This window comes from Streptomyces sp. NPDC017246, assembly GCF_044331325.1.
Classification (GTDB): Bacteria; Actinomycetota; Actinomycetes; order Streptomycetales; family Streptomycetaceae; genus Streptomyces.
In genome coordinates this window covers 35,731-58,900 of sequence record NZ_JBIRMW010000012.1, presented here as the reverse complement: position 1 = coordinate 58,900, position 23,170 = coordinate 35,731, and the positions used below count along the sequence as shown (strand labels likewise).

Here is a 23,170-nt window from a genome sequence, read left to right as displayed (position 1 = left end):
ATCTAGGCTCACTCCGTTTGTTGGCGATTTGACGGATTAGAGGGCCGCACGATGGCTGGCGGGATACGCGGGATACGAGGACCACGTCCTGCAGGACCGGGGATGACGCCTACCCCCGGCCCCGCCGGACACGACCGCGGAGGGAGCAAGGAGCGCGACGGGGACGGCGGTGAGAGGACCGTCAGACCGCCGCTCCTGCGCGAGCTCGCGCTCGTCACCTCGCTCTTCCTCGTCTACAAGGTCGGCCGGCTCTTCGCCAACGGCCACGAGACCCGCGCCTTCAGGAACGCCGACCGCGTCTGGGACGCCGAGCGCGCGCTCCACCTGCCGGACGAGGGAACGATCCAGCAGCTGCTCCTGCACACCGAATCGCTGGTCCGGGCAGCGAACACGTACTACGCGGCCGTGCACTTCCCGGCCACGCTCGCCTTCCTCGTCTGGCTGTACCTGCGCCGCCCCGCCCACTACGTGTGGTCGCGCCGCGTCCTCGCGCTCGTCACCGCCGCCGCGCTGGCCCTGCATCTGCTGATGCCGCTCGCCCCGCCCCGGATGCTCGCCGCCGCCGGACTCGTCGACACCGCCCGGGTCTACGGCCCCTCCGTGTACGGAGCGACACCCGAGACGGACTCGATGGCGAACCAGTTCGCCGCCATGCCCTCGCTGCACTTCGGCTGGGCCCTGATGGTCGCCATCGGCCTCATCGCCGCCACCCGGTCCCGCTGGCGGGTCCTGTGGCTGCTGCACCCGCTGCTCACCCTGCTCGTCATCGTCGGCACCGCCAACCACTACTGGTTCGACGCGCTCGCCGCCGCCGCGATCCTCGGCCTCACGCTGCTCGCCGTCCGCGCCCCCGGACGCCGGACCGCGCCACCACCCGTACCCCACCCGCTCGGTACGGCCCCTCTTCCGGTCGGAGTCCTCCGATGAACCCCGCCGTCGGCACCGTCATCGCGGTGCTCCTCTCGCTCGTCTCCGCCGCCGGATACGCGCTCGCGGCCGTCGCCCAGTCCCGGCTCGCCGCCGCCTCCCCCGCCCAGGACGGGCGCGGGGCGCTGCGCGCGCTGCTCGCCCGCGGGCAGTGGTGGTCGGCGGTCGGCCTGAACGCCGCCGGCGCCGTCGCCCACGTGGCCGCGCTGCACTACGGGCCCCTGACCCTGGTCCAGCCGCTCGGCGCGCTGACCCTGGTGGCGGCGCTGCCGCTCGGCGCGTACGCCGCGCGGCGGCGGGTGACCCGTACCGAGTGGCGCGGGGCCCTGTGGACCCTGGGCGGTCTCGTCGGACTGGTCGCGGTGACCGGTCCCACGGCGCCCGGCGAGGCGCTCAGCCTGCGCGAGTCCCTGCTCGTCGCCGCGGCGACGGCGCTCCTCATCACCGCGCTCGCCTCGGGCCGGCTGCACGGCCGGGAGCACGGGGCCGCACGCGGCGCCGGGGCGCCCGCGGCCGGCGGGCGGGCCGGCCGCGGGCTCGGCCACGCCACGGCCTCCGGGATCGCCTCGGGTGTGGCGTCGGCGCTCACCCAGACCCTGACGGCCGCGCTCGCGCTCGAACTTCCGGGCCGCGAGCCGAGCTGGTGGCAGACCGCGCTGCTCGCCCTGCTCATCTCGGGCTTCGCGACGGGCGGCCTGCTCCTCTCCCAGGCCGCCTACCGGGGCGGTCTCGCGGCGCCGCTCGCCGTGGTCAACCTGTCCAACCCGGCGGCCGCCGCGGTGATCGGGGTGGCGCTGCTCGGCGAGACCTTCCGGGCGGGTGCGTGGGGCTGGCTGGTCGCGGCCGGCGCCTCGCTGGTCGCGGCGCGGGGTGTGGTCCTGCTGACGAAGGGGGGCTCCCCCGAGACCGCTCCGGCCGCCGAGGCCGCGCCGGTCGCCAAGGCCGCGCCGGTCGCCAAGTCCCTGCCGACGGCCGAGCACATGCCGGTGGCCGTGCCCCTGCCGGTGGTCGAACCGGTGGCGGTGACCGTGCCCCTGCTCCCCGTCGGTCCCGGGGGTCCGGACTCCGCGCGGACGCGTGTCCCCCGGGAGCTTCAGGCGGTGCCGACACCTCGTACCGGGGACCTGGGAGCGCGCGGCCGGGAGCAGGCGATGACCTTGAATTCGTCATCTTGACGACAATCGGACGAACCCCCTATCGTCAACATGACGACAAGGGGGTTTGTTCATGGCAGACATCACCCGGCGGGCCGGCTGGCGCCATCTGCGCTCCGCGCCCACCGCGCACATCCGCCACCAGCGCCGCGGCCGGCTCGTCCACGACGGCGAAGGTCTGAGCTTCTGGTTCCGGCCACGCACCGCGGCCCTCTCCGAAGTCCCGGTCAACGACCGCGAACTGGCGATGGCCTTCCATGCCCGTACCGCCGACTTCCAGGACGTCAGCGTCCAGTCCACCGTCACGTACCGGATCGGCGACCCGGCGGCCGCCGCCACCCGCCTCGACTTCTCCATCGACCCCGACACGGGCGCGTGGCGCGGCACCCCGCTGGAGCAGATCGCCACCCTCCTCACCGAGACCGCCCAGCAGCACGCCCTCGACGTCCTCGCCCGCACCGCGCTCGCCGAGGCGCTCGTCGACGGCGTGGCCGCGGTCCGGGACCGCGTCACGGCCGGGCTCGCGGCCGAACCGCGGCTGCCCGCCACCGGCATCGAGGTCGTCGCGGTCAGGGTCGTGGCGCTCCGCCCCGAACCCGAGGTCGAACGCGCCCTGCGCACCCCCGCCCGCGAGCAGATCCAGCAGGAGGCCGACCGGGCGACGTACGAGCGCCGCGCGGTCGCCGTCGAACGCGAACGCGCCATCGCCGAGAACGAGCTCGCCAGCAAGATCGAGCTGGCCCGGCAGGAGGAGCGGCTCGTCGAGCAGCGCGGCACCAACGCCCGCCGCGAGGCCGAGGAGAACGCCGCCGCCGACGCGGTACGCGCCGAGGCCGAGGCCGTACGGAAGGTCCGCCTCGCGCGGGCCGAGGCGGAGGCGGCGCGCGAGGTCGGCACCGCGCGCGCCGGGGCGCAGTCCGAGTGGCTGCGGGCCCACACGGAGGTGGATCCCGCCACCCTGCACGCCCTCGCGGTGACGCGCGCGGCCGAGAACCTGCCCCGGATCGAGCACCTGACGCTCTCGCCGGACGTGCTGACCGGGCTGCTCGCCAAGCTGGGCGAGGGCGGGGCCAGGCCGTGAGCCTCGCGCCGCGCGCGGTGCTCGTGCACCGGACCACGGAGTACGAGGAGCTGCTCGCCCGGCACGGGACGCACGGCCAGGCCGCGTTCTTCCTCTCCGCGCGCGGCCGCTCGGTGGACGCCGTGCGCGAGCGCCACGAGCGGACCCGCCGGGCGCTGGCCGAGGTGGCGGGCGCGGTGCCGCTGACCTGGCGGCAGACCCGGGTGGAACGTGCCGATCTGGACCGGTTCCTCTTCGGACCGGAGGACGTGGTCCTCGTGGTCGGTCAGGACGGTCTGGTCGCCAACGCGGCGAAGTACCTGACGGGTCAGCCCGTCATCGGGATCGACGCCGACCCCGGGCGCAATCCGGGTGTCCTGGTCCGGCACCGCGCGGACCGCGCGCGACGGCTGCTGCCGTACGCGGTGGAGGCGGGGGCGACGGTCGACGAGCTGACGATGGTCGAGGCCGTCACGGACGACGCGCAGCGACTGCTCGCCCTGAACGAGATCTACGTCGGGCCGCGGGGCCACCAGACGGCCCGGTACACGCTGGAACTCGACACGCCGGAGGTGCCGAGCGGCGCGCCCGAGCCCCAGGCCTCCTCGGGTGTGCTGGTCGGCACCGGTACGGGGGCCACGGGCTGGCTGCGGTCCCTGTGGGAGCAGCGCTCCAGCGCGCTCGCCCTGCCCGCGCCGGCGGACGCCCGGCTCGCCTGGTTCGTCCGGGAGGCCTGGCCGTCGCCGGCGACCGGCACCAGCCGGGTCGAGGGCCTCCTCGACCCGGGCGAGGGCCTGCGTCTCACCGTCGAGTCGGACCGGCTGGTGGCGTTCGGCGACGGCGTCGAGTCGGACGCGCTGGAGCTGACATGGGGTCAGACCGTTCGCCTCACGGTCGCGGGCCCGCGCCTGCGCCTCGTCCACTGAGGGAGCCCTCGCAGGAGCCACCGGGAGACCGGCGAAGGAGCGCCGGGGAACACTCCCCGAACCGGCATCACCCTCGTGGAGGTCGCCGGAGCATGGCCGAAGAGAGCCCTGCGGACGCCGGGGTGCCCGCGGCCGGAATCGATCGGCCGTGGGCGAGAGCGGTCGCGTGCGGCGCTATGCTCAGCGCGCTTTGCCCGGTTTCCCCGGGGATTCCGTCCCGGTTTCACCCCGTTCGAGGATCTGCCTGCTCCGGCTGTCGAAGGAACCCCCATGGCCTCCGCCTCCTCCGGCTCACTGTCCGTCTCGCCCGCCACGGAGCGGGACTGGGGGCTCGTGCGCTCCTGGGCGGCCGAGGAGGGGTGGAACCCCGGACTCTCCGACGCCCCCGCGTTCTTCGCCCAGGACCCCCGCGGCTTCTTCCTCGGCCGGGTCGACGGGGAGCCGGTCTCGGCCATCTCGGTCGTCACCTACGACGACGCGTACGCGTTCCTCGGCTTCTATCTCGTCCGTCCCGAACTCCGCGGCCTCGGCCACGGCCTGGCCACCTGGCGGGCCGCGCTCGCCCACGCGGGCGACCGGTCCGTCGGGCTCGACGGGGTACCGGCGCAGCAGGACAACTACCGGCGCTCCGGCTTCGTGACGGCCTACCGGACGGCGCGGTACGTGGGCGAGGTCCCGGCCCCCGACGGCCCGGTGACGGGTGTGGTGGCCGCCGGGCTCGTCGACCCGGCCGCCCTCGCCGCGTACGACGCCGCCTGCCACCACGCGGACCGGCCGCGCTTCCTCGGCGCCTGGCTCGCCACGCCCGGCCACCGGGCGCTGGTCCGGGTCGTCGACGGCCGTCCGACCGGGTACGGGGTGGTCCGCCCCGCGCAGGACGAGGCGCGGGTCGGGCCGCTGTTCGCGGACACCCCGGCGGACGCGGCCGCCCTGCTCGACGCGCTCGCCGCCGAGGCCCGGGGCTTCGGCTCGGCCCGGATCGCGGTCGACATGCCGGAGTCGAATCCGGTGGCGGCGCGGCTGGCCGAGGAGCGGGGTCTCGAGCCGACGTTCGAGACGGCCCGGATGTACACGGGCCCGGTCCGCCCGGTGGCGCACGAGCGCGTCTACGGGGTCACGACGCTCGAACTCGGCTGAGGTCACGCCGTACGCCTCGGGGTGGGGCCCCCGTCGCCCTCGCTCCGAGAGGTGTGTACCTTTCCCGCTGAGAAGGTACGTACCTGACCGCCGAGCCCCGCGTACTCCTGCCGCTCGGCGCGTGTGTGACGGGGTGCCGACTCCCGTGCCCGCGCACCTGGTCGAACCTCCCCTCACCGACCCCCCGCCGGGCTGTGAGGGGTGACAAGGGTTTTCCCCGTATCGGGTTCACCCCCCCGTTCCCTACTGTCCTCCGCACCGGCAGATATCATCCCCCGAGCGCACCCTGACAGGTGCATGAGGAGGGTGGCATCCGCCGGTGACGGCCTTGACCCGGGCCGTCGCGCCGGTGGCGGCGCACGGGCCCCCCAAGCCCAGGGAATGCCGGTTCGCGACCCCACTTCGCTCCGTGTGTCCCGCGCCGCCGCCACTGCTCCGCAGTTACGTCGTACTCGAAAGGGCCACACCTTGAACGGTTCCAGGCGGAGAGTCATATCCGTGGTCGCGAGCGCCGCGATCCTCGGCGCCGCTGCCACGACCGGGGCGATCGCCGCCGCCCCGGGCGCTGCCACCCCGAAGCCCGCACCGGCTTCGCAGACGATGAGGGCGCTCCCCAGCGCTCCGGTCGAGAAGGTCATCGTCACCTACAAGAGCCAGGCCACCGAGGCCGGCTCCAACACCGCCGCGAAGAGCGACACGGCCGAGAAGGCCGCGAAGACGGGCGAGAAGCTCTCCTTCGAGCGTCGCCTCGCCGGCGGTGGCGCCCTGGTCGACCTGGGCGACAGCGCCACCAAGCAGGACGTGACGGAGGTCATGGACGCGTTCCGCGCCGACCCGTCCGTCGCCTCCGTCGAGCCCGACATCCGTGCCTACGCGATGGCGGTCACGCCGAACGACACCGACTACGCCAAGCAGTGGGACCTCTTCGAGCCCACCGGCGGCATGAACGTTCCGGCGGCCTGGGACAAGACCACCGGCTCCGGCGTCACCGTCGCCGTGATCGACACCGGCTACGCCGCCCACACGGACGTGGCGGCCAACGTCGTCTCCGGGTACGACTTCATCTCGACCTCCGCCGACGCCCGCGACGGCAACGGCCGCGACGCGGACGCCAAGGACGAGGGCGACTGGAACGCCACCGACGGGGAGTGCGGCACCGGCTCCAAGGCCTCCAACTCCTCCTGGCACGGCACCCACGTGGCCGGCACCATCGGCGCCGTCACGAACAACACCAAGGGCATCGCGGGCATCGCGTACAACGCGAAGATCCAGCCCGTGCGGGTGCTCGGCAAGTGCGGCGGCTCGTCCGCCGACATCGCCGACGCCATCACGTGGGCCTCCGGCGGCACCGTGCCGGGCGTCCCCGCCAACCCGAACCCGGCGCGGGTCATCAACATGAGCCTGGGCGGCGCCAGCGCCTCCTGCCCGAGCGTCTACCAGACCGCGATCAACGGCGCCGTCTCGCGCGGCACCACCGTCGTCGTCGCCGCGGGCAACAGCAACGCCAACGCCTCCGGCTTCACCCCCGCCAACTGCGCGAACGTCATCAACGTGGCGTCCACCAGCCGTGAGGGCAACCGGTCGTACTACTCCAACTTCGGCACCATCGTGGACGTGGCCGCGCCCGGCGGCGAGACCCGCCGCGCCACCGACACGCCCGGTACCGTCACCACCCCCGAGAACGGCATCTACTCCACGCTGAACTCGGGCTCGACGACCCAGTCGGCCGAGACCTACAAGCCCTACCAGGGCACCTCGATGGCGGCTCCGCACATCGCCGGCCTCGCCGCCCTGCTGAAGTCGGCCAAGAGCACCCTCACCCCGGCCGAGATCGAGTCCGCGATCAAGGCCAACGCCCGACCGCTGCCCGGCACCTGCACCGGCGGCTGCGGCACCGGCATCGCCGACTCCGCGAAGACGGTGGACGCCGTCACCGGCACCACCACTCCGCCGACCGGCACCGTCTTCACCAACGCGACCGATGTGACGGTCCCGGACAACACGACCGTGTCGTCCTCGATCGCCGTGACGGGCCGCACCGGCAACGCTCCCGCCGCCCTCAAGGTCGGCGTGGACATCAAGCACACCTGGCGCGGGGACCTGGTCATCGACCTGATCGCCCCCGACGGCACGGTGCGCAACCTCAAGGCGTCCTCGTCCTCGGACAGCGCCGACGACGTCGTCACCACGTACACGGTCGACGCGTCGAGCGAGGTCGCCAACGGCACCTGGAAGCTTCAGGTCCGCGATGTGGCCTCGGGTGACACCGGCTACATCAACTCGTGGAGCCTCACCTTCTAACGCACCACGGCTCCACCCTCGAACCACCCCCCACATCAGCATTCTTGCTGGTCAGCGACGCGCTCGTGGTCTACACCACGGGCGCGTTCTGGCGTTTCGACGCACCCTCACGCCGGGGCGCGCTGTCCGTATGCCGGACAAGGGGCCTGGACTCCTCCGGTGGGCTCCGTATTCTCTGCCCACGGGGCCCATGGGCCGGGGGCCCGAGCGGCGGAGGTGGTGGACAGTGACGACAGCTCCGTACCTCGCCCTGCGCCCTGCGGGGGCGGGCGGTCCGCCGGCGCCGGTGGGCCGCGAGGAACTCCTCGCCCGGCTCGAACGCGCCCTCCACACCCGGGGCCGCGCCCTGCTCACCGGACCCGCCGGTGTCGGCAAGACCGAGCTCGCCCTCGCCGAGGCCGCCCGCGCCGAGGCACGCGGCGAGACCGTGCTGTGGCTGGCGACCCTGCCGTCCGACCGCGAGATACCCGGGGCCTCGGCCGCCGCGCTCGTGGCCTCGGTGGCGACGACGCCCGCCTGGCCCGGACTCCGCACCACCCCGCCCGAGACGTCCGGGGTCTTCGACGAGCTGCCGGGACCCCAGCGCACCGCCGTCGCCATGCTCTGCCGCGAGGCGCCGATCGAGGCGGGCGGCTGGGACCCCATCGCCCTGCGGCTCGGCATCGCCCAGATCCTGCGCAACCTCACCTGCCGGGGCCCCGTCCTGCTCGTCGTCGACGGGGTGCAGCACGTCGACGCGGACAGCGCGGACCTGCTGCGCTTCGCCCTCCACCTGGCACCGCCCGCGCTGCGGGTGGTGGCCGTCGAGACCCCGGAACCGTACGGCGAGGCCGGCGAGCCCTACCGCGCGTCCCACCGCCCCGAGGACCCGCACGCCACCCACCTCTGGGTACCGTCCGAGGCGGACGTGCTGCTCGTCCCCCCGCTGCACGCCGACGAGATCGCCGAACTCCTCATCCACCACCGGCTCCCCTCCCGGATGGCCGGCCGCATCCACCGCGCCAGCGGCGGCAACCCGCGGCTCGCACTCGCCGTCGGCCGGTCACTCGCCGACGCCCGGACCCCTGTGCACCACGCGGAGGCGCTGACCCTCTCCGGGCGCGCCCGCGACCTCGCCCGCCAGCTCCTGGGCGCCGCGCCGCCGGCCGTACGCGAGACGCTGCTGCTCGCCGCCCTCGCCCTGCGCCCCTCCTCCACCCTGGTGCGGCGGGCCGGGCGGCCCAACGCCGAGGCGGACCTCGCCGCGGCCGAGCGGGCCGGCCTCGTGTCGCTCGCCGAGGACGGCTCGGTGACCTTCACCGCCGGGCTGCTGCCCTCCACCCTGGTGCACGACGCCTGTTGGGCCGAGCGGAGCGCCGGACACGCGGCCCTCGCGGAGGTCGTGGACGACCCCGTGGAGGCGGTACGGCACAGGGCGCTCGCCACCGACAGCCCGGACGAGGACCTCGCCGCCGAGGTCGCGGCCGCGGCCGACCTCGCCCGGGGGCGCGGAAACAACGCGCTCGCCGCGGAACTGGCCCTGCTCGCCGCCGAGTCGACGCCGGGACGGCACGGGACGCAGCGGATCGCACGGCTCGTCGACGCCGCCGAGGAGGCCGCCCGCGCGGCGCGCGCCGACCTCGCGATGCGGGCCGCCACCGATCTGCTCGCCCGGGACGCGGTGCCGGCCGACCGGGTCAGGGCACGGCTCGCCGTACTCGACACGGCGGGGCAGGGGCTGACCGGACTCGACGAGATGTACGTCCACGCCATGGAGGACTCGGAGGGGGACACCGCCCTGCGGGCCGCCGTACAGCTCCGGCTCGCCATCAAGTACGTCCTCGCCGACGGCGATCCCCATCGCTCCCGCACGGCGGCCGTCGAATCGGCCGCTCTGGCCGCCTCGATGGGCGATCCGCGCACCGCGGCCCAGGCACTGACCGTGCAGGCCCGGATGGAACGGGCCCTCGGTTCACCGGACGCCGAGGCGGTGCTCGCGCAGGCCCGCGCCCTGGAGCTGGCCGAACGTCCCCTCGGCATCCGCAACGCCGCCCAGATCCTGACGATCCGCCACGCCCTCTTCGACGACCGTCTGACGGACGCCCGGGACGAACTGAACGCGCTCCTTCCCCTGGTCCAGCGGCGCGGTTCGGTGGAGGACACGATCGAGCTGTTCTCCACCGTGGCCGCCATCGACTCCCGCAGGGGCGCCTGCGCGGCCGCCCTCGCCCACGCGGGGCAGTCCCTCGCGCTCACCCTGGAGGCGGGCCTCTCCCCCGGCCCCGCCTGGTACACCCTGGCGCTCGCGGAGACGGCCGGCGGCAGCTTCGCCCGGGCGGCGAGCTATGCCCGGCGGAGCGTCCAGGCCTCGGAGGAGGAGGGCGACCGGGTCTTCCTCTCCCGCAGCCGGTACGCGCTCGGCCGGGTCCAGCTGATCAACGGCGACGTGGCCGCCGCCCTGGAGACACTGCGGCGCGTCCAGGCCGACGAGCGCGCCCAGTCGACCGTGGACCCGTCGATGCTGCGCTGGCACGAGGAGCTGGCGGAGGCGCTGCTCGCCCACGACGCCGCGGACGAGGCCCTGGCGCTCCTCGACGAGGTACGGCCGGTGGCCTCCCGGCTGGGACGGACCACGGTCCTGCTCGGCTGCGACCGGGCGTACGCCCTGTGGCTCGCGGCGGAGGGGCGGACCGACGAGGCGGCGGAGCTGCTCACCCGCACGGCCGAGGCCTTCGGGCGGGCCGGGCTGCCCCTGGAGCGGGGGCGGGCGCTGATCGCCCTGGCGCGGGTCGAGCGGCGCAGACGGCGTCGCTCCGCCGCCCAGGGCGCGCTGCAGACGGCGGCCTCGGTGTTCGAGCGGGCCGGTGCCGCTCCGTGGCTGGCGCTGGCGAGCGAGGCTCCGGCGGGCGCCGCGGGAGAGACTCCCGGGACCGCCGCCGGGGGTGAGGAGGCTCTGCCCGCGCTCTCCTCGCTGACGGAGGCGGAGCTGCGGCTCGCCCGGCTCGTGAGCCAGGGCGCCAGCAACCAGGAGGCGGCGGCGAAGCTGTACTTGAGCGTGAAGACGGTCGAGGCGCGGTTGACCCGGATCTACCAGAAGCTCGACGTCCGCTCGCGGGCACAGCTGGCGACGGCCCTCAGGCCGTAGCGGGGGCCGCCGGAGCGGGTTCAGACCGTGAACGGCCGCTGGTCGAGGAAGCCCTGGTCCGGGGTGCCCGTGAGGTAGAGGTTCGGGCTCTGGGTCGGGGGGAGCCGGCGCTGGATCGCCCGGTGGAAGTCGCGGTAGCCGCCCTGGAAGGCGCCTTCGCCCCAGACCTTGAGCAGAGCCTCGGTGAAGGCTCCGTTGACGTCGCCGTCGGCGGCGACCTGGTTGTCCTGGCAGGCCGAGACGAGGAGGGCGTCGGGCCCCGCCCCGTCGGCCGGTGCCGACTCGGCGAGCGAGCCCTTGAGGGTCGCGTAGAAATCCCGGTCGCGCTCGAACAGCCGGCGCTGCTGGGGTTCGGGCATGAAGCGGCCCGTGCCGTCGGCCTCCGGGCCGCCGGGGAGCTCGATGCTGCTGCCGCTGTGGCAGCAGTCGAAGAGGGCCACGATCCGGACGTCGTCGTCGAAGGAGTGGAAGGCCCGCCGGACCTCGTCGTCGAGGAACTGGCGGTCGTAGAAGACGAGGGTCTCGTCCAGGGCGTCCGGCTCGTGGTCGGAGCCGGGGGCGTCGGATCCCGGGACGTCGGGCACCTGCCCGCCGTGGCCCGAGTAGCTGAAGAGCAGGATGTCGCCGGGGCCCAGCCGGGCGGCGGCCTCGCCGAGCACGGCGGTGACGTTGGCGACGGTGCCGTCCGGGGTGAGCAGCACGGTGCTCTCGAATCCGGCGTTGCGGGCGAGCCGGGCCATGTCGCGGGCGTCGTTCTCGCAGGCGACGAGCGTGCCGTCCCAGCCCTCGTAACGGGCGGGGTCGACCCGGTTGAGTCCGACGTGCAGGGCGAGTCCGGTGGCCATGAGGTGCCTCCTGGCGTGCGGCGGGGGAAAAGCGGAGGGGACACCGGGGCGTCTGATCGAGTGGCCTGTGGTCCGGCGCCGAGCGCGACCCTCTCCACGCGGTACTTACATCGTATGAAGCCTTCCGATCCCTCGCCCCCTCCGGACCCGAGCGCCGCCCGCCGTGCCGTGCTCGCCGACCGCACCGGCTACGACGAGGCCTTCCTCGGCCCCCTCGTCCCGCTGCCGCTCCCGGCCCGGGGCACGGTGGAGACGGTGGTCCTGCCGTACACCCATTTCACCGTGGTCTTCCGGCCCGACCGGCGCTTCGCCGCCTCGACGGCCGTGTGCATCGACGGGGGCGCGCTCCAGGAGGACGTCCCCCGCGACGACATCTGGCTGTTCGACCCCCGGCTGCCCGAGGAGCAGCAGGCGGGCGACGAGATCTACCGGAACAACAGCCTCGACCGCGGTCATCTGGTCCGGCGGCTCGACCCGGTCTGGGGACCGACGGCGCTGGCCCTGCGCGCCAATACGGACACCTTCCACTTCACCAACGCCGCCCCCCAGGCGGACGTCTTCAACCAGGGCCGCCAGCTCTGGCAGGGCCTGGAGAACTACCTCCTCGACCACGCCGCCACATACGACCGGAAGCTGACGGTGCTCACCGGACCGGTGCTCCAGGACTCCGACCCGCCGTACCGGGGGATCCAGGTACCGATGCGCTTCTGGAAGGTGGCCGCCTTCCTCCAGGACGGGGCCCTCGCCGCCGCCGCCTACGTCCTCGACCAGAGCCCCGACCTGAGCAGGGACGCCGAGCGGGCCCTGGCCGGGGCGACGGCGGGCGCGCCGCCGCCGCTCGGTCCGTTCCGTACGTACCAGGTGCCGGTCTCGGACGTCGCGGAGATCACCGAGCTGGAGTTCGGGCCGCTGCCGGACGTGGACGTGATGCCGGCGACGCGGGCGCCCGAGGAGCGCTGGCGTCGGCTGGAGTCGTACGGGGACATCGTGCTGCATCCCTGACCCGCCGCCCCGGGCCCCCACCGGGATTGCGACCCTCCCTGCCCGGTGGAACGATGAAAGGGATCGGGCGTCCTGCCCGGTCTTCACGTCCCGGCGCCGGAGCGACCGGCGCTGCGCCAAGAGCGCCGGGCAGGTGCGGTATGCCGCTCACCGAGACCGAGTGGGGGCTCGTCGCCAGTTGGGTGCGGGACCACCTCCTCGACACACCCGAACCACGCGAACAGCTGCTGCGTGCCGGTCTCCCGGCCGACTTCGTGGCGGACCTTCCGCTCACCCCGGACGCCGACCGGAACGCCCTGCTGATGGTCGCCGCCGCCCGCCGGGACATCGCCCACCAGCGCCGGCTGCTCGCCGTCCTCGCCGGACTCGACGCGCTGGCCGCCATCGACGACCCGCACGCCTTCGAACAGGGCGCGGAGGCCCGGAATCTGCTCACCCGGCTGCGGGAGGACGAACGGCTTCGGCGCTCCCCCCGGGATCCCGTCGACAGTCATCTCCTGAAGCACGGCACCGAGGTGTTCCTGGACCGCTCCGAGCTGCGCGAGAAGCTCCGGGGCTTCCTCGCCGACCCGGAGCAGACGGTGCTGATCGTCGACGGCCCCCCGGACAGCGGCCGCTCGTACACCTATGAGCTGATCCGCCATCTCGGCCAGCACCGCGACTTCCGTCCGGTACGGGTGACGCTGTCCCGTACGTCGACGGCGGCACGGCTGATGGAGCGGCTCTCCGCGTTCGTCGCGGGACCGGAGACCGAGGGATTTCCGTTGAATCCCACACGGTTGAACGATCCACTGCCGTCCTTCGAGGACGCCGCGCACCGGATCGTGGCCCGGGCCAGCGCCTCCGAGGACCGCTACTGGCTGGTCCTCGACGACTGCGACCGGCTCGACCCCCACTCGGACGTGTGGGACGCCATCGGCGTCCTGGCCCGGGCGATCTACGAGCACACCCCGGTGCGCGCCGAGACCGTGCCGCGCCTGGTGCTGCTCGGGTACGCCACCACGATGCGCCAACTCCCCTACGAGATCCGCAAGAACGAGTGCCGGGACACCACACGCATCGCGGGTGAGGACGATCTCCGTTCCTTCTTCCGGGAGTTCTTCACCGACACGGTGGCCGCGCCTGGCCAGGATGCGCAGGTCCACGAACTCACGGAAACGGCCGTGGCCGAGGTGCTGCGAGCCGTCGACTCCCCCTCGAACGGCGACAGTTACATGCGCAGGCTGTGCACGGCCGCGGAGGACGTCGTACGGCTCCACCGGGCACTGCCCCCGGAGTCGCCGCCGCCCGGAGAGTCCGCCCATCTGCTGCGAGACGCCCTGCGCGCCAGCCTCACCGCACCCGTCGCCGCCCTGCCCGACCCGCGCCGCTCCTACCGGGAGGCGGCCTGCCTGCTCCAGGAGTTCGACCCCGCGCTGCTGCGTCTGCCCGGCGAGGAGCGGCCCACCGGGCGGGCCGTCCTGGAGCTCGTCGACGACTGCACCGCCCTGCCCTCCCCCGGCGCCACGGTCTGGACGCTCAAGCCCGAGATCCGCGACACCACCCTGGCGGAGCTGGCGGGCCCCGGTGCCGCGCTGCAGGTCCTGGGGACCAACATCGACCTGCGTCCCGAAGGCCCGGGACCGGAACGCACCGCCCTCGCCCTGCTCAGCGGCGCCGGCCTCCCGGTCCCCGGCACCGGCCCACCCGTCACGGACGACGTCGAGGAGCTCTCCGACACCCTTCAGGCCGTGCTCTGGCTCAGCCGGGTACCGGGCACGACCGGCCTGCCCTCCGTCGACGAGATCCAGCACCGCCTGGAGACGGCCCGGCTGCTCCAGCCCATGCACCGGCTGATCCGCGGGACCTTCCACGGCCGCACCGCCGAACTCGCCTCCCTGCACGCGTACATCGCGCTGCCGGAGGAACCGGCTGAGCCGCCGGTGCTCCTCCACGGTGTCGGCGGCATCGGCAAGAGCACCCTCCTCGCCAAGTTCCTCGTCGACGCCCTCGCCGCGGCGCCCGCCGGATTCCCCTTCGCCTACATCGACTTCGCGCGCCCCACGCTCTCCATCCACGAACCCGCCACCGTGATCGCGGAGATGGCCCGCCAGCTCGGCGTCCACCACCCCGCCCTCCACGCCTCCTTCGAGGCGCTCGCCGACGAGTGCGAGCGGACGGCCGCCGTGCAGCGCGGCGAACGCAACGAGCTCGACGAGCTCCACCAGCTGGCCGGCACCCGGGCCACGCTCGCCCGCGACTACTCGTCCGACTTCCACGCCCGTGCCAGCGCCCGCGAACAGGAACTCGCCCACCGGGTCGCGTCCCTGGCCGCCGAGGCCGTCCGCCCGGCCCCCGGCGGGACGGCTCCCCCGCTCGTCGTCGTCGTGGACTCCTTCGAGGAGGCCCAGTACCGGGGCTCCCCCGTCATCGCCCGGATGTGGGCCATCTGGACGGCGCTGCGGGCCGCGTACTCACGCCTGCGGTTCATCGTCTCCGGGCGGGCCCCGATCGACCATCCCGCCCGGGTCCTCACCCCGCGCACGATGGAGATCGGCGAGCTCGACCGCCAGGCGTCCATGGACCTCCTGATGTCCTCCGGGGTCGTGGACGAGGCGCTCGCGGAGGACCTCGCCGACCGGATCGGCGGTCACCCGCTGAGCCTCAAGCTGGCGGCCCGTACGGCGGTCGCCGTGGGCACCGACTCCCCCTCCTTCGGCGGGCTCCTGCGCGGACTGCCGTCCCGGCGGCGGTACTTCGACCGGCAGGTCGACCAGATGCTCATCCAGGGCACCCTGTACGACCGCATCCTCAAGCACATCGCGGAGGACGACGTCCGGGTCCTCGTCCAGGCGGGCCTGGCCCTCCGCTTCATCACCCCCGACCTCCTCCGGGAGGTGCTCGCCGGCCCGGCGGGGCTCCACGTCGAGACCGCGTCGGAGGCCCGCCGCCTGTACGGGCTGCTCACCTCGCGGGTCGACCTGATGGAGTCGGCGGGGCCCGACGCGATCCGGCACCGGGCCGATCTGCGGGCCATCATGCTGCGCCTCTCGGACAGCGCGCGGACCGATCTGATGCGGGCCGTGGACCACAGCGCCGTCGCGTACTACGCGGTGCGCGAGGGATCCAGGAACCGCGCCGAGGAGATCTACCACCGGCTGCGGCTCGGCGAGAACCCCCGCACGGTGGAGGCGCGTTGGGAGCCTGGCGTCGCCGCCTACCTGGGCGGCTCGACCGACCGGGAGATGCCGCACCGCTCGGCCGCCTTCCTCCTCGGCAGGATCGGCGGCCATGTGCCCGACCAGATCATGACCGCGGCGGACCAGGAGGACTGGGAGCGGATCGCCGCGCGCGAGGTCGAGGACCTGCTCACCCAGGGGTACGTGGAGGCCGCGGCGCAGCGGCTCGCCGAGCGGCGTCCGTGGACGCCGTGCAGCCGGCTGCACGCGCTGCTCGCCGAGACCCTCGCCCGCTCCGGCCGGACGGCCGAGGCGCGAGCGAGCGCCGAGCGGGCCGTGAACCGCGCGGCGGAGGCCGGCTGCGCGGAGACCCAGCTCGAACTCTTCCAGCTGTCCGCGCGGCTCGCGCAGGACACGGGCGACTTCGCGGAGGCGGACCGGGACCTCCAGGAGGCGGAGGAGATCGCGGCGGGACTGGGGTTGCGGTTCGAGTCCCTGGGTGTGCTCGTCGCCCGGTCGCGGCTGGCCACCCTCGCGGACGGCGACGCCGCTCCGGCGCGGGAGCGGCTCGCCCGGACGCTGCGCGGAATGCCCGACGCCGACCTGGCACGGCAGCCGTCGCTGGCCCGTACGGCGGCGGCCGCGGCCTGCCCCGCCGACCCCCGGGTCCTGGAACACACGCTGCGGCTGGTCGGTCTACCGGCGGACGAGGAGGCCGTGGTCACCGAGCTGGCCCGCTGGATCGAGACCACCCTCGTCGACGAACCCGGGCTCCGGGAGCCGCTGGCCCGCATTCTGGCGTCGGCCGCCGGAGAGAACACCGCGCTCCCGGGTGACCCGGCCGGCCCGGACCGCGAGCGGATCGAACGGGAGCTGCGGGAGGCACGGCGGCGCGGCACCCTGGACAGCGTCGCCCGGCAGGCCCTCACGCTCCGGGACGGCAGCGGGGACCTGCTGACCGGTGTCGCCTCCGCCATGGACTCGGGCCCGCTGCCGCGCGGTGCGGCGGTCCCGGCGGACGCGGGCGTCGGAGAAGCGTCCACGAGCGGCGGCGCACACGAGGGCGACGGCGACGCCTACGGTGACGGCGCTCCGAACGGGACGGAGCGGGGCTCCTGGCCGGGCGCGCGCCCCCGGCACGGCAGCGCGGGTCTGTGGACCCGCCCGCCGCCGAACGCCGCCGGGGCCGCGCTCCGCAAGGAGCCCTTCCTCCGCCAGCAGGAACTCGTCCGGGTCCGCAACGCCGCCCTGGAGGCGGGGCTCGCGGACCGGGCCCTGCGCTCCGCCCTCCTCAAGGGCGTCCCTGGCTACTTCACGGCCACCCTCGAACCGCTGGACGACCCCCGGGAGCAGGTCCACGCCGATCTGAACGCGATGAACCAGGTGGAGCGGCTGATCGACGGTCTGGTGCCGCTGGAGATCTGGTTGCACAACGCGATCGAGCAGACGCGTGACCCCGGGCCGCGCGCCGTACTGCAGGGCGCACTCGACGTCGTCGCCCGCGCGATCACGGGCGAGGCGGAGCTCCCGGCGGAGATGATGCCCGGGGAGATGAAGGAGGAGGTCATCCTCCAGGACGACACCGTGCCGTACGAGTTCCTGCACGGCGGGATCCGGGCCGGCGCCTCCGTCGCGCTCCTGAGGATCCCCCCGTACGAGTCGGGCGCCCCGCTGCTTCCCTCGTATCCGCACGGCGGCACGGGCTGGATGATCGCCCCCGATCTGCTGATCACCAACCACCACGTGGTGATGGCCCGTTCGTGGGAGTCGGGCGTGCGGCCGTTCGTGAGCGACGAGGATCTGCGTCTCCAGGCGCTCATGTCGCGCTCCCGCTTCGACTTCGTCGAGAACGCGGCGGCGGCGCCGGAGGCGACGGCCGGTGAACTCGCCGCCTGGGACGCCGCCCTCGACTACGCCATCGTGCGGCTCTCCTCCGACCAGGAACGGCGTCCGACGCTCCGGATCGCGACCCGGCCGCTGCTCGTCCGGGAACGGCAGCGCGTACCGGTGAACATCATCCAGCACCCGGGCGGTCTGCCGAAGCGGGTCGCGCTGCGGAACAACCTGGTCTACCGGGCGGACGAGCACGACCTCCTGTACTTCACCGACACCCGCGGCGGCTCGTCCGGCTCCCCGGTCTGCCTCGACGACTGGACGGTGGTGGGACTGCACCGGGGGACGCGGAAGGTGGACGAGGTCGAGTTCCAGGGTGCCCGGACGCGGTTCGTCAACGTCGGCACCCAGATGAGCGGGATCCTGGCCCATCTCCGCGAGTTCCGGCCGGAGTTGTACGAGGAGATCATGGCCGCCCAGTCGGGCCGGCCGGCCCCGGGGCACCCGGTGAACGGGAGCCCGACGAACGGAACGCCGACGAACGGAACGCCGAGGTGAGTGAGCATGCCCAACGGACCAGGGAACGTGTCGCCGGTCGCGACCGCCGCCGAGCAGATCTTCGGCGATCTGAGGGAGGTCGCCGCCCGGGTGCGCGGCCGGCTGGAGGCGGAGATCGCCGAGTCCATGTTCGAACTCCCCGCCGATGTGGCACCGGCGGCGGAGATCTCCCGCTTCGCCCGTGAGGAACGGGCACGTGTCCTGGAGGCCGGGGTCAGCGGCCTGGAGAAGCTGGCCGCGCACCGGGAGGACGAGATCGCCGGGGACGAGTCCTTCGGCGTGGAGGCGATCGTCCTCATGGAGGGCCGTCCGGCGATCCTCGTCCAGCGCCAGGACTTCGCCCCGCAGCAGGACGAGTGGGCGGTCCTGGACGGCCAACGGCCCGCGATCCGCGAGTCCCTGGCCCGGGTCGGCCGGGTGGAGGTCACCGGCCACCCCAGCCTGGACTGGATCGGCACGGCCTTCCTCGTCGGCCCGCGCACGGTGATGACGAACCGTCATGTGGCGGTGGAGTTCAGCCGCTCGGCGGACGGCGACGGCCGCTGGACCTTCGCGTACGGCATGTCGGCCCGGGTCGACCCGGCGGAGGAGCTGCCGGTGGAGGGCGGGCCGCCGGGGGCCTCCGTCCCGTACGAGATCACCGAGGTCATCGGCATCCACCCGGATGCCGACCTGGCCGTCCTGCGGGTCGAGCCGTCGACGGACGACGGCCTGCCCACCCCGCTCGCGGTGGCGGCGGACGCCCCGGCGAGCGTGCCGGGGCGTCCGGTGTACGTGGTCGGCTACCCGGCCTGGGACGGCCGGCGCAACGAACCGGAGTCGATGCGCCGGATCTTCATGGACGTCTACAACGTCAAGCGGCTCCAGCCGGGAGTGGCGACCGAGTGCACCCCGGGCGGACTGGTGATGAAGCACGACTGCTCGACCCTCGGAGGCAACAGCGGCTCACCGGTCCTCGACCTCACCGACCACCGCGTCCTCGGCCTCCACTTCGGCGGCCGGTACCGCACGGGGAACTTCGCCGTCCCGCTCTGGGAGCTGGTGGACGACCCCCTGCTCGCCGCCGCGGAGGTCAACTGGGTGTAGACACCGTGGAGTCGACCGGCCCGAAGGCGGCGAAGAACTCGCCGCGCACGGTGGTTCCCCCGGCGAGCTCCCACGGGGCGGTGACCCCGCCCGCGGCACCCGGGGCCGGGTCCGCGCCGACGCCGAGGACGCGCCGCACCCGCAGGGTCAGCGTCTCGGAGGCACCGGGGGTCCGCACCGTCACGTCGGTGTGGTCGGAGCCCTCCGTGACCCGTACGAGCTCCGCGTCGTCCCCCGTCCCCGCCTCGATCCGCGTGACGTCCACGGCGAGGTCGGGTGTGTCGGTCAGGGACTGGGCCTGCGCCTGCGCCCGGCTGGTGAGAAGCGCGTACAACTGGGCGACGAGCACCGGGTCGTGGGTACCGTCGTAGATCCAGCGCTTGCCGAGGACGCCGTGCTCCGCCGTGCCGATGAGGGCCTTCTCCGCACCGGCCAGGGGGGCCGCCCGGTAGGTCAGGGGGACGAGGTACGAGGCCGCTCCGTCACCCTCCCCGTCGGTCACCGCCATGAACTCGATGCCCACCTCGCCCGCCGGGTCGTCGAGCCGGAAACCACCGGCCCTCACGGGCCGTGCCTCCCCGCCGGTGTGCCACGCCCGCGTGGGCAGCCATCCGGCGAGCAGTTCCAGCTTGGTGGGCTGAAGGGTGGTGCGGTGGATGACGGCCATCGTGCGGGTCTCCCTCTCCTGTGTGTACCGGACATCCGCAACGTAACAGACCCCGGCGCGAGGTCACCGTGCGCGCCGGACCGGCCCGGCCTAGCCTGGAGACGGAGCGTTGTCCCCGGCCGGCAGGAGGCCGCCGTGAGGTACTCACGCACATGCCGCAGGCGCGTCTGCGCGGGAATCGCGGCACTCGGAATCTTCGCCGCCCCGCTGGGCGCGGGAACCGCCCTCGCCGCCGAACCACCCGTCCCCGCCCCGTTCGTGGCCGCCGCACCCGCCGCCCAGGACGACTTCCCCGAGCTCACCCCGGCCGTCGCGGACCGTCTGGACAAGGCCATCCAGGACGTGATGAAGGAGGCGGGCGTCCCCGGTGTGACGGTCGGCCTCTCCGCGCCGGGCAAGGGGACGTACATCCGTTCCTTCGGCGTGGCCGACAAGGCCACCGGGCAGCCGATGAACCCCAACCTGTACATGCGGATCGGCAGCGAGACCAAGACGTTCACCGTGACCGCCCTGCTCGAACTCGTCGACCGGGGCAAGGTGAGCGTGGACGACCCGATCTCGAAGTACGTCGACGGCGTCCCCAACGGCGACCGGATCACCCTGCGCAATCTCGCCTCCATGCGCAGCGGACTGTTCAACTACTCCGCGGACGAAGGGTTCTACAAGGCCTTCACCGCGAACCCCGACCGCCCGTTCACCCCGCGGGAACTGCTCGACTTCGCGTTCAAGCACCCGATCCAGTTCCAGCCCGGGGCCGAGTTCGACTACTGCAACACCAATCTGATCCTGCTCGGCCTCGTGGTGGAGAAGGTCAGCGGCACACCGCTGCACGAGTTCATCCAGAAGAACGTCCTGGACCCGGCGGGCCTGCGTAGCACCGTCTTCCCGACGGACGCCGCCTTCCCCAGCCCGCACGCCCACGGCTACACGATCCAGACCGCCTCGGGCGAGGTCGAGGACGCGACGAACTGGAACCCCTCCTGGGGCTGGGCGGCGGGCGCGATGATCTCGAACCTCCGGGACCTGCGCACCTGGGCCCGCGTGGTCGCCACCGGCACCCTGCTGACCCCCGCTACCCAGGCCGAACGCCTCAGGACCTATCCGACGGTGATCCCCGGCGCCGGATACGGGCTCGGCATCTTCAACATCCAGGGCTGGATCGGCCACAACGGCTCACTGCCCGGCTACGAGTCCCTGACGATCTATCTGCCGGAGTCGAAGGCCACCCTGGTCGTCCTCCTCAACACGGACATGCTGCACGACAACAACGAGCCGAGCACCCTCTTCGGCCAGGCCATCACCCGCATCGTGACCCCGGACCACGTCTTCGACATCCCGGTCACGGCGGCCGCTCCGAGCCCGAGCGAGAGCTGACCCGCGGACGCCACCCCGACCGGCCCTGTCAGTCATGCCGTATTCGGCCTGCGACACGTCATCGTGCCGCCGCACAACGGGAGCAGGAATGACCGGTGGACCCGAGCCCATCAGCGCCGTCGCCCGCGAAGCACTGGAGCGCGAACTCGACGACCTGCGCACCGAACGCGAGGCCGTCGCCGTCACCCTGCGGGACGGGGGCGGCGACCAGACGGGCGACAGCGCCGACCAGGCCGACGAACTCCAACGCGCCACACAACTCGACCGTCTGGACCGCCGCATCGACGAGATCGACGGCCGGCTGCACGAGGCGGCCGCCGCGGGAACTCCCCGTACGGACACGGTCGGCGTGGGCAGCTCCGTGACGGTGCGGTTCGAGGACGGCACGGAGACGACCCTCCAGATCGGCGAGGTGGCGGCGGTGCTCGACGCGACCATGGTCACCGTCGACAGCCCGCTCGGCAGCGCCCTGATCGGCCACCGCGCGGGCGACACCGTCAGCTACGTGGCGCCCGACGGAAGGACCACCGCGATCGTCCTGTCCCTCGGCGGCTAGCCGGCGGGCGGGACGAGAGCCCTCATGTGCGCGAGCCCCGGTGGCGGCGTCGGTCCGGCTGCCACGAGGGGCGCGCGCCGAGCCGGCGCAGCGCGGACGCGGCCGCCCCGGCGCCGCACATGCCGTGGGCGCCGGGGCCGGGCGGGGTGGCGGCAGAGCAGAGGAAGACGCCGGGCAGGCCGGTGGAGTAGGGATCGAGCGCGGGGCGGGCGCCCAGGAGGAGCTGGGGGACCGTCTTGGCGCCGGTGAGGATGTCTCCGCCGGCGAAGTTGGGGTTGGCCGCGGCGAAGTCGGCGGGGCGGGTGATCCGCAGGCCGACGACGCGTTCGCGGACACCGGGGGCGAAGCGTTCGAGCCGGCGCAGGATCGCCTCGGTGGCGTCCCCGTCGTAGCCGTGCGGGACATGGGCGTACGTCCAGACGGGGTGGACGTCTCCGACGGACCGGGAGGGGTCGGCGAGGTACTGCTGGCCGACCAGCACGAAGGGCCGTTCGGGCATCCGCCCCTCCGTCACCTCCCTCTCGGTCCACACGACTTCGGAGAGCGGGCCGCCGAGATGCACGGTCCCCGCCCGGCGCGCCCGCTCGTCCGTCCAGGGCACCCCGCCCTCGACGGCCAGATCGACCTTGAACGCGCCGGGACCCCGTCGGAAGCGCCGGTACGCGGCGGACACCCGGCGCGGCAGCAGGTCGCCGTAGAGACCCGCGACCTGGCCGGGGTCGAGGTCGAGGAGGGCGACGTCGGCGGGCGGGATCTGCCGGCGGTCGGTGATCCGTACGCCGGTGCGGATCGTGGCGCCGTACGTGTGGAGGACGGAGGTCATGGCGCGCGCGAGGGACTGCGACCCGCCCTCGGCGACGGCCCAGCCGGCCGAGTGGCCCGCGATGAGGATGCCGAGCCCCACGGCCGAGCTGAACGGGTCGGTGAGCGGGCGGAACGAGTGCGCCGCCACCCCTGCCCACAGCGCCCGCGCCTGCGGGGTCCGGAAGAGCCGCGCGAGGGCCGCGGCGGGCAGGACGGTCGGCGCTCCGAAGCGGGCGAGCGGCAGCGGGTGCGCCGGGACCCGCAGCAGGGGGCCCATGACGTCCTCGGCGAGCGTGTCCCACCGTCGTACGGAGGGCTCCACCAGGGCCCGGTAGCGGCCGCCGTCGGCGCCGAGTCCGGCGGCGGTCTCCGCCACGGACCGCAGCAGGACGCCTGCCGTGCCGTCGTCGAGGGGGTGGACGCAGTCGATCTCCGGCTGCCGCCAGCGCAGCCCGTGCCGTTCCAGACCGAGCGACCGGAGCGCGGGCGAGGTGACGGCCATCGGGTGGATCGCGGAGCAGTGGTCGTGCAGCAGGCCCGGCAGGACGGCCTCGTGGCTGCGGGTGCCGCCGCCGACCTCGTCCGAGGCCTCCAGGACGGTGACGTCGAGGCCCTCCCGCGCGAGCAGGGCCGCGGCGGCGAGCCCGTTGGGCCCGGC

General features: G+C 74.0%; 15 protein-coding genes. 12 read left to right on the top strand and 3 right to left on the bottom strand.

The features are described from left to right. Positions 1-102: 102 nt before the first annotated feature. The 7 genes from ACH4MY_RS26045 to ACH4MY_RS26015 all read left to right on the top strand — a co-directional run bounded on the left by ACH4MY_RS26045 (position 103) and on the right by ACH4MY_RS26015 (position 10,629). The gene (locus ACH4MY_RS26045) at positions 103-927 is read left to right on the top strand and encodes a phosphatase PAP2 family protein (RefSeq protein ID WP_398006134.1); all 825 of its coding nucleotides are present in this window, start codon (positions 103-105) and stop codon (positions 925-927) included. After that, a complete protein-coding gene (locus tag ACH4MY_RS26040) occupies positions 924-2,102 on the top strand; it encodes a DMT family transporter (RefSeq protein ID WP_398006133.1) in 1,179 nt (392 codons plus the stop codon). The genes ACH4MY_RS26045 and ACH4MY_RS26040 overlap by 4 nt, the downstream gene beginning before the upstream one ends. Positions 2,103-2,154: 52 nt before the next feature. Next, positions 2,155-3,162, top strand: coding sequence for an SPFH domain-containing protein (locus tag ACH4MY_RS26035; protein WP_398006132.1), 1,008 nt, complete (start codon positions 2,155-2,157; stop codon positions 3,160-3,162). Beyond that, complete coding sequence (locus ACH4MY_RS26030; RefSeq protein ID WP_398006131.1) at positions 3,159-4,067, top strand: hypothetical protein; 909 nt, start codon at positions 3,159-3,161, stop codon at positions 4,065-4,067. The genes ACH4MY_RS26035 and ACH4MY_RS26030 overlap by 4 nt, the downstream gene beginning before the upstream one ends. A 270-nt stretch (positions 4,068-4,337) precedes the next feature. Beyond that, positions 4,338-5,204 carry a GNAT family N-acetyltransferase gene (locus ACH4MY_RS26025; protein WP_398006130.1) on the top strand — a complete coding sequence of 289 codons (867 nt, stop codon included), beginning with the start codon at positions 4,338-4,340 and terminating at the stop codon, positions 5,202-5,204. A gap of 600 nt (positions 5,205-5,804) precedes the next feature. Next, positions 5,805-7,505 (top strand): S8 family serine peptidase, encoded by a 1,701-nt coding sequence (locus ACH4MY_RS26020; RefSeq protein WP_398006307.1) that lies wholly within the window; start codon positions 5,805-5,807, stop codon positions 7,503-7,505. Between the two features lie 226 nt (positions 7,506-7,731). Further along, the gene (locus ACH4MY_RS26015) at positions 7,732-10,629 is read left to right on the top strand and encodes an AAA family ATPase (protein ID WP_398006129.1); all 2,898 of its coding nucleotides are present in this window, start codon (positions 7,732-7,734) and stop codon (positions 10,627-10,629) included. Between the two features lie 20 nt (positions 10,630-10,649). Here the strand turns inward: ACH4MY_RS26015 and ACH4MY_RS26010 are convergent, their stop codons facing one another. Further along, a complete protein-coding gene (locus tag ACH4MY_RS26010) occupies positions 10,650-11,474 on the bottom strand; it encodes a caspase domain-containing protein (RefSeq protein ID WP_398006128.1) in 825 nt (274 codons plus the stop codon). Positions 11,475-11,588: 114 nt separating this feature from the next. On the opposite strand from ACH4MY_RS26010, the gene ACH4MY_RS26005 reads away from it, so the two are divergent. From ACH4MY_RS26005 to ACH4MY_RS25995, 3 genes are all read left to right on the top strand, one after another. Next, complete coding sequence (locus ACH4MY_RS26005) at positions 11,589-12,476, top strand: DNA/RNA non-specific endonuclease (RefSeq protein WP_398006127.1); 888 nt, start codon at positions 11,589-11,591, stop codon at positions 12,474-12,476. A gap of 140 nt (positions 12,477-12,616) precedes the next feature. Further along, complete coding sequence (locus tag ACH4MY_RS26000; RefSeq protein ID WP_398006126.1) at positions 12,617-18,025, top strand: trypsin-like peptidase domain-containing protein; 5,409 nt, start codon at positions 12,617-12,619, stop codon at positions 18,023-18,025. 6 nt (positions 18,026-18,031) lie between these two features. Beyond that, positions 18,032-19,111, top strand: coding sequence for a trypsin-like serine peptidase (locus tag ACH4MY_RS25995; RefSeq protein WP_398006125.1), 1,080 nt, complete (start codon positions 18,032-18,034; stop codon positions 19,109-19,111). Here the strand turns inward: ACH4MY_RS25995 and ACH4MY_RS25990 are convergent. Next, positions 19,098-19,778, bottom strand: coding sequence for a 1,4-alpha-glucan branching protein (locus ACH4MY_RS25990; protein ID WP_398006124.1), 681 nt, complete (start codon positions 19,776-19,778; stop codon positions 19,098-19,100). The two genes, ACH4MY_RS25995 and ACH4MY_RS25990, sit on opposite strands and share 14 nt — an antisense overlap. Positions 19,779-19,913: 135 nt before the next feature. Between ACH4MY_RS25990 and ACH4MY_RS25985 the strand changes: the two genes are divergently transcribed. Beyond that, positions 19,914-21,152: a serine hydrolase domain-containing protein gene (locus tag ACH4MY_RS25985; protein ID WP_398006123.1), complete on the top strand. Its 1,239-nt coding sequence runs from the start codon at positions 19,914-19,916 to the stop codon at positions 21,150-21,152. Positions 21,153-21,240: 88 nt separating this feature from the next. After that, a complete protein-coding gene (locus ACH4MY_RS25980) occupies positions 21,241-21,708 on the top strand; it encodes a GreA/GreB family elongation factor (protein ID WP_398006122.1) in 468 nt (155 codons plus the stop codon). A gap of 22 nt (positions 21,709-21,730) precedes the next feature. Here the strand turns inward: ACH4MY_RS25980 and ACH4MY_RS25975 are convergent, their stop codons facing one another. Further along, a complete protein-coding gene (locus tag ACH4MY_RS25975) occupies positions 21,731-23,140 on the bottom strand; it encodes a phytoene desaturase family protein (RefSeq protein ID WP_398006306.1) in 1,410 nt (469 codons plus the stop codon). Between the last annotated feature and the right edge of the window lie 30 nt (positions 23,141-23,170).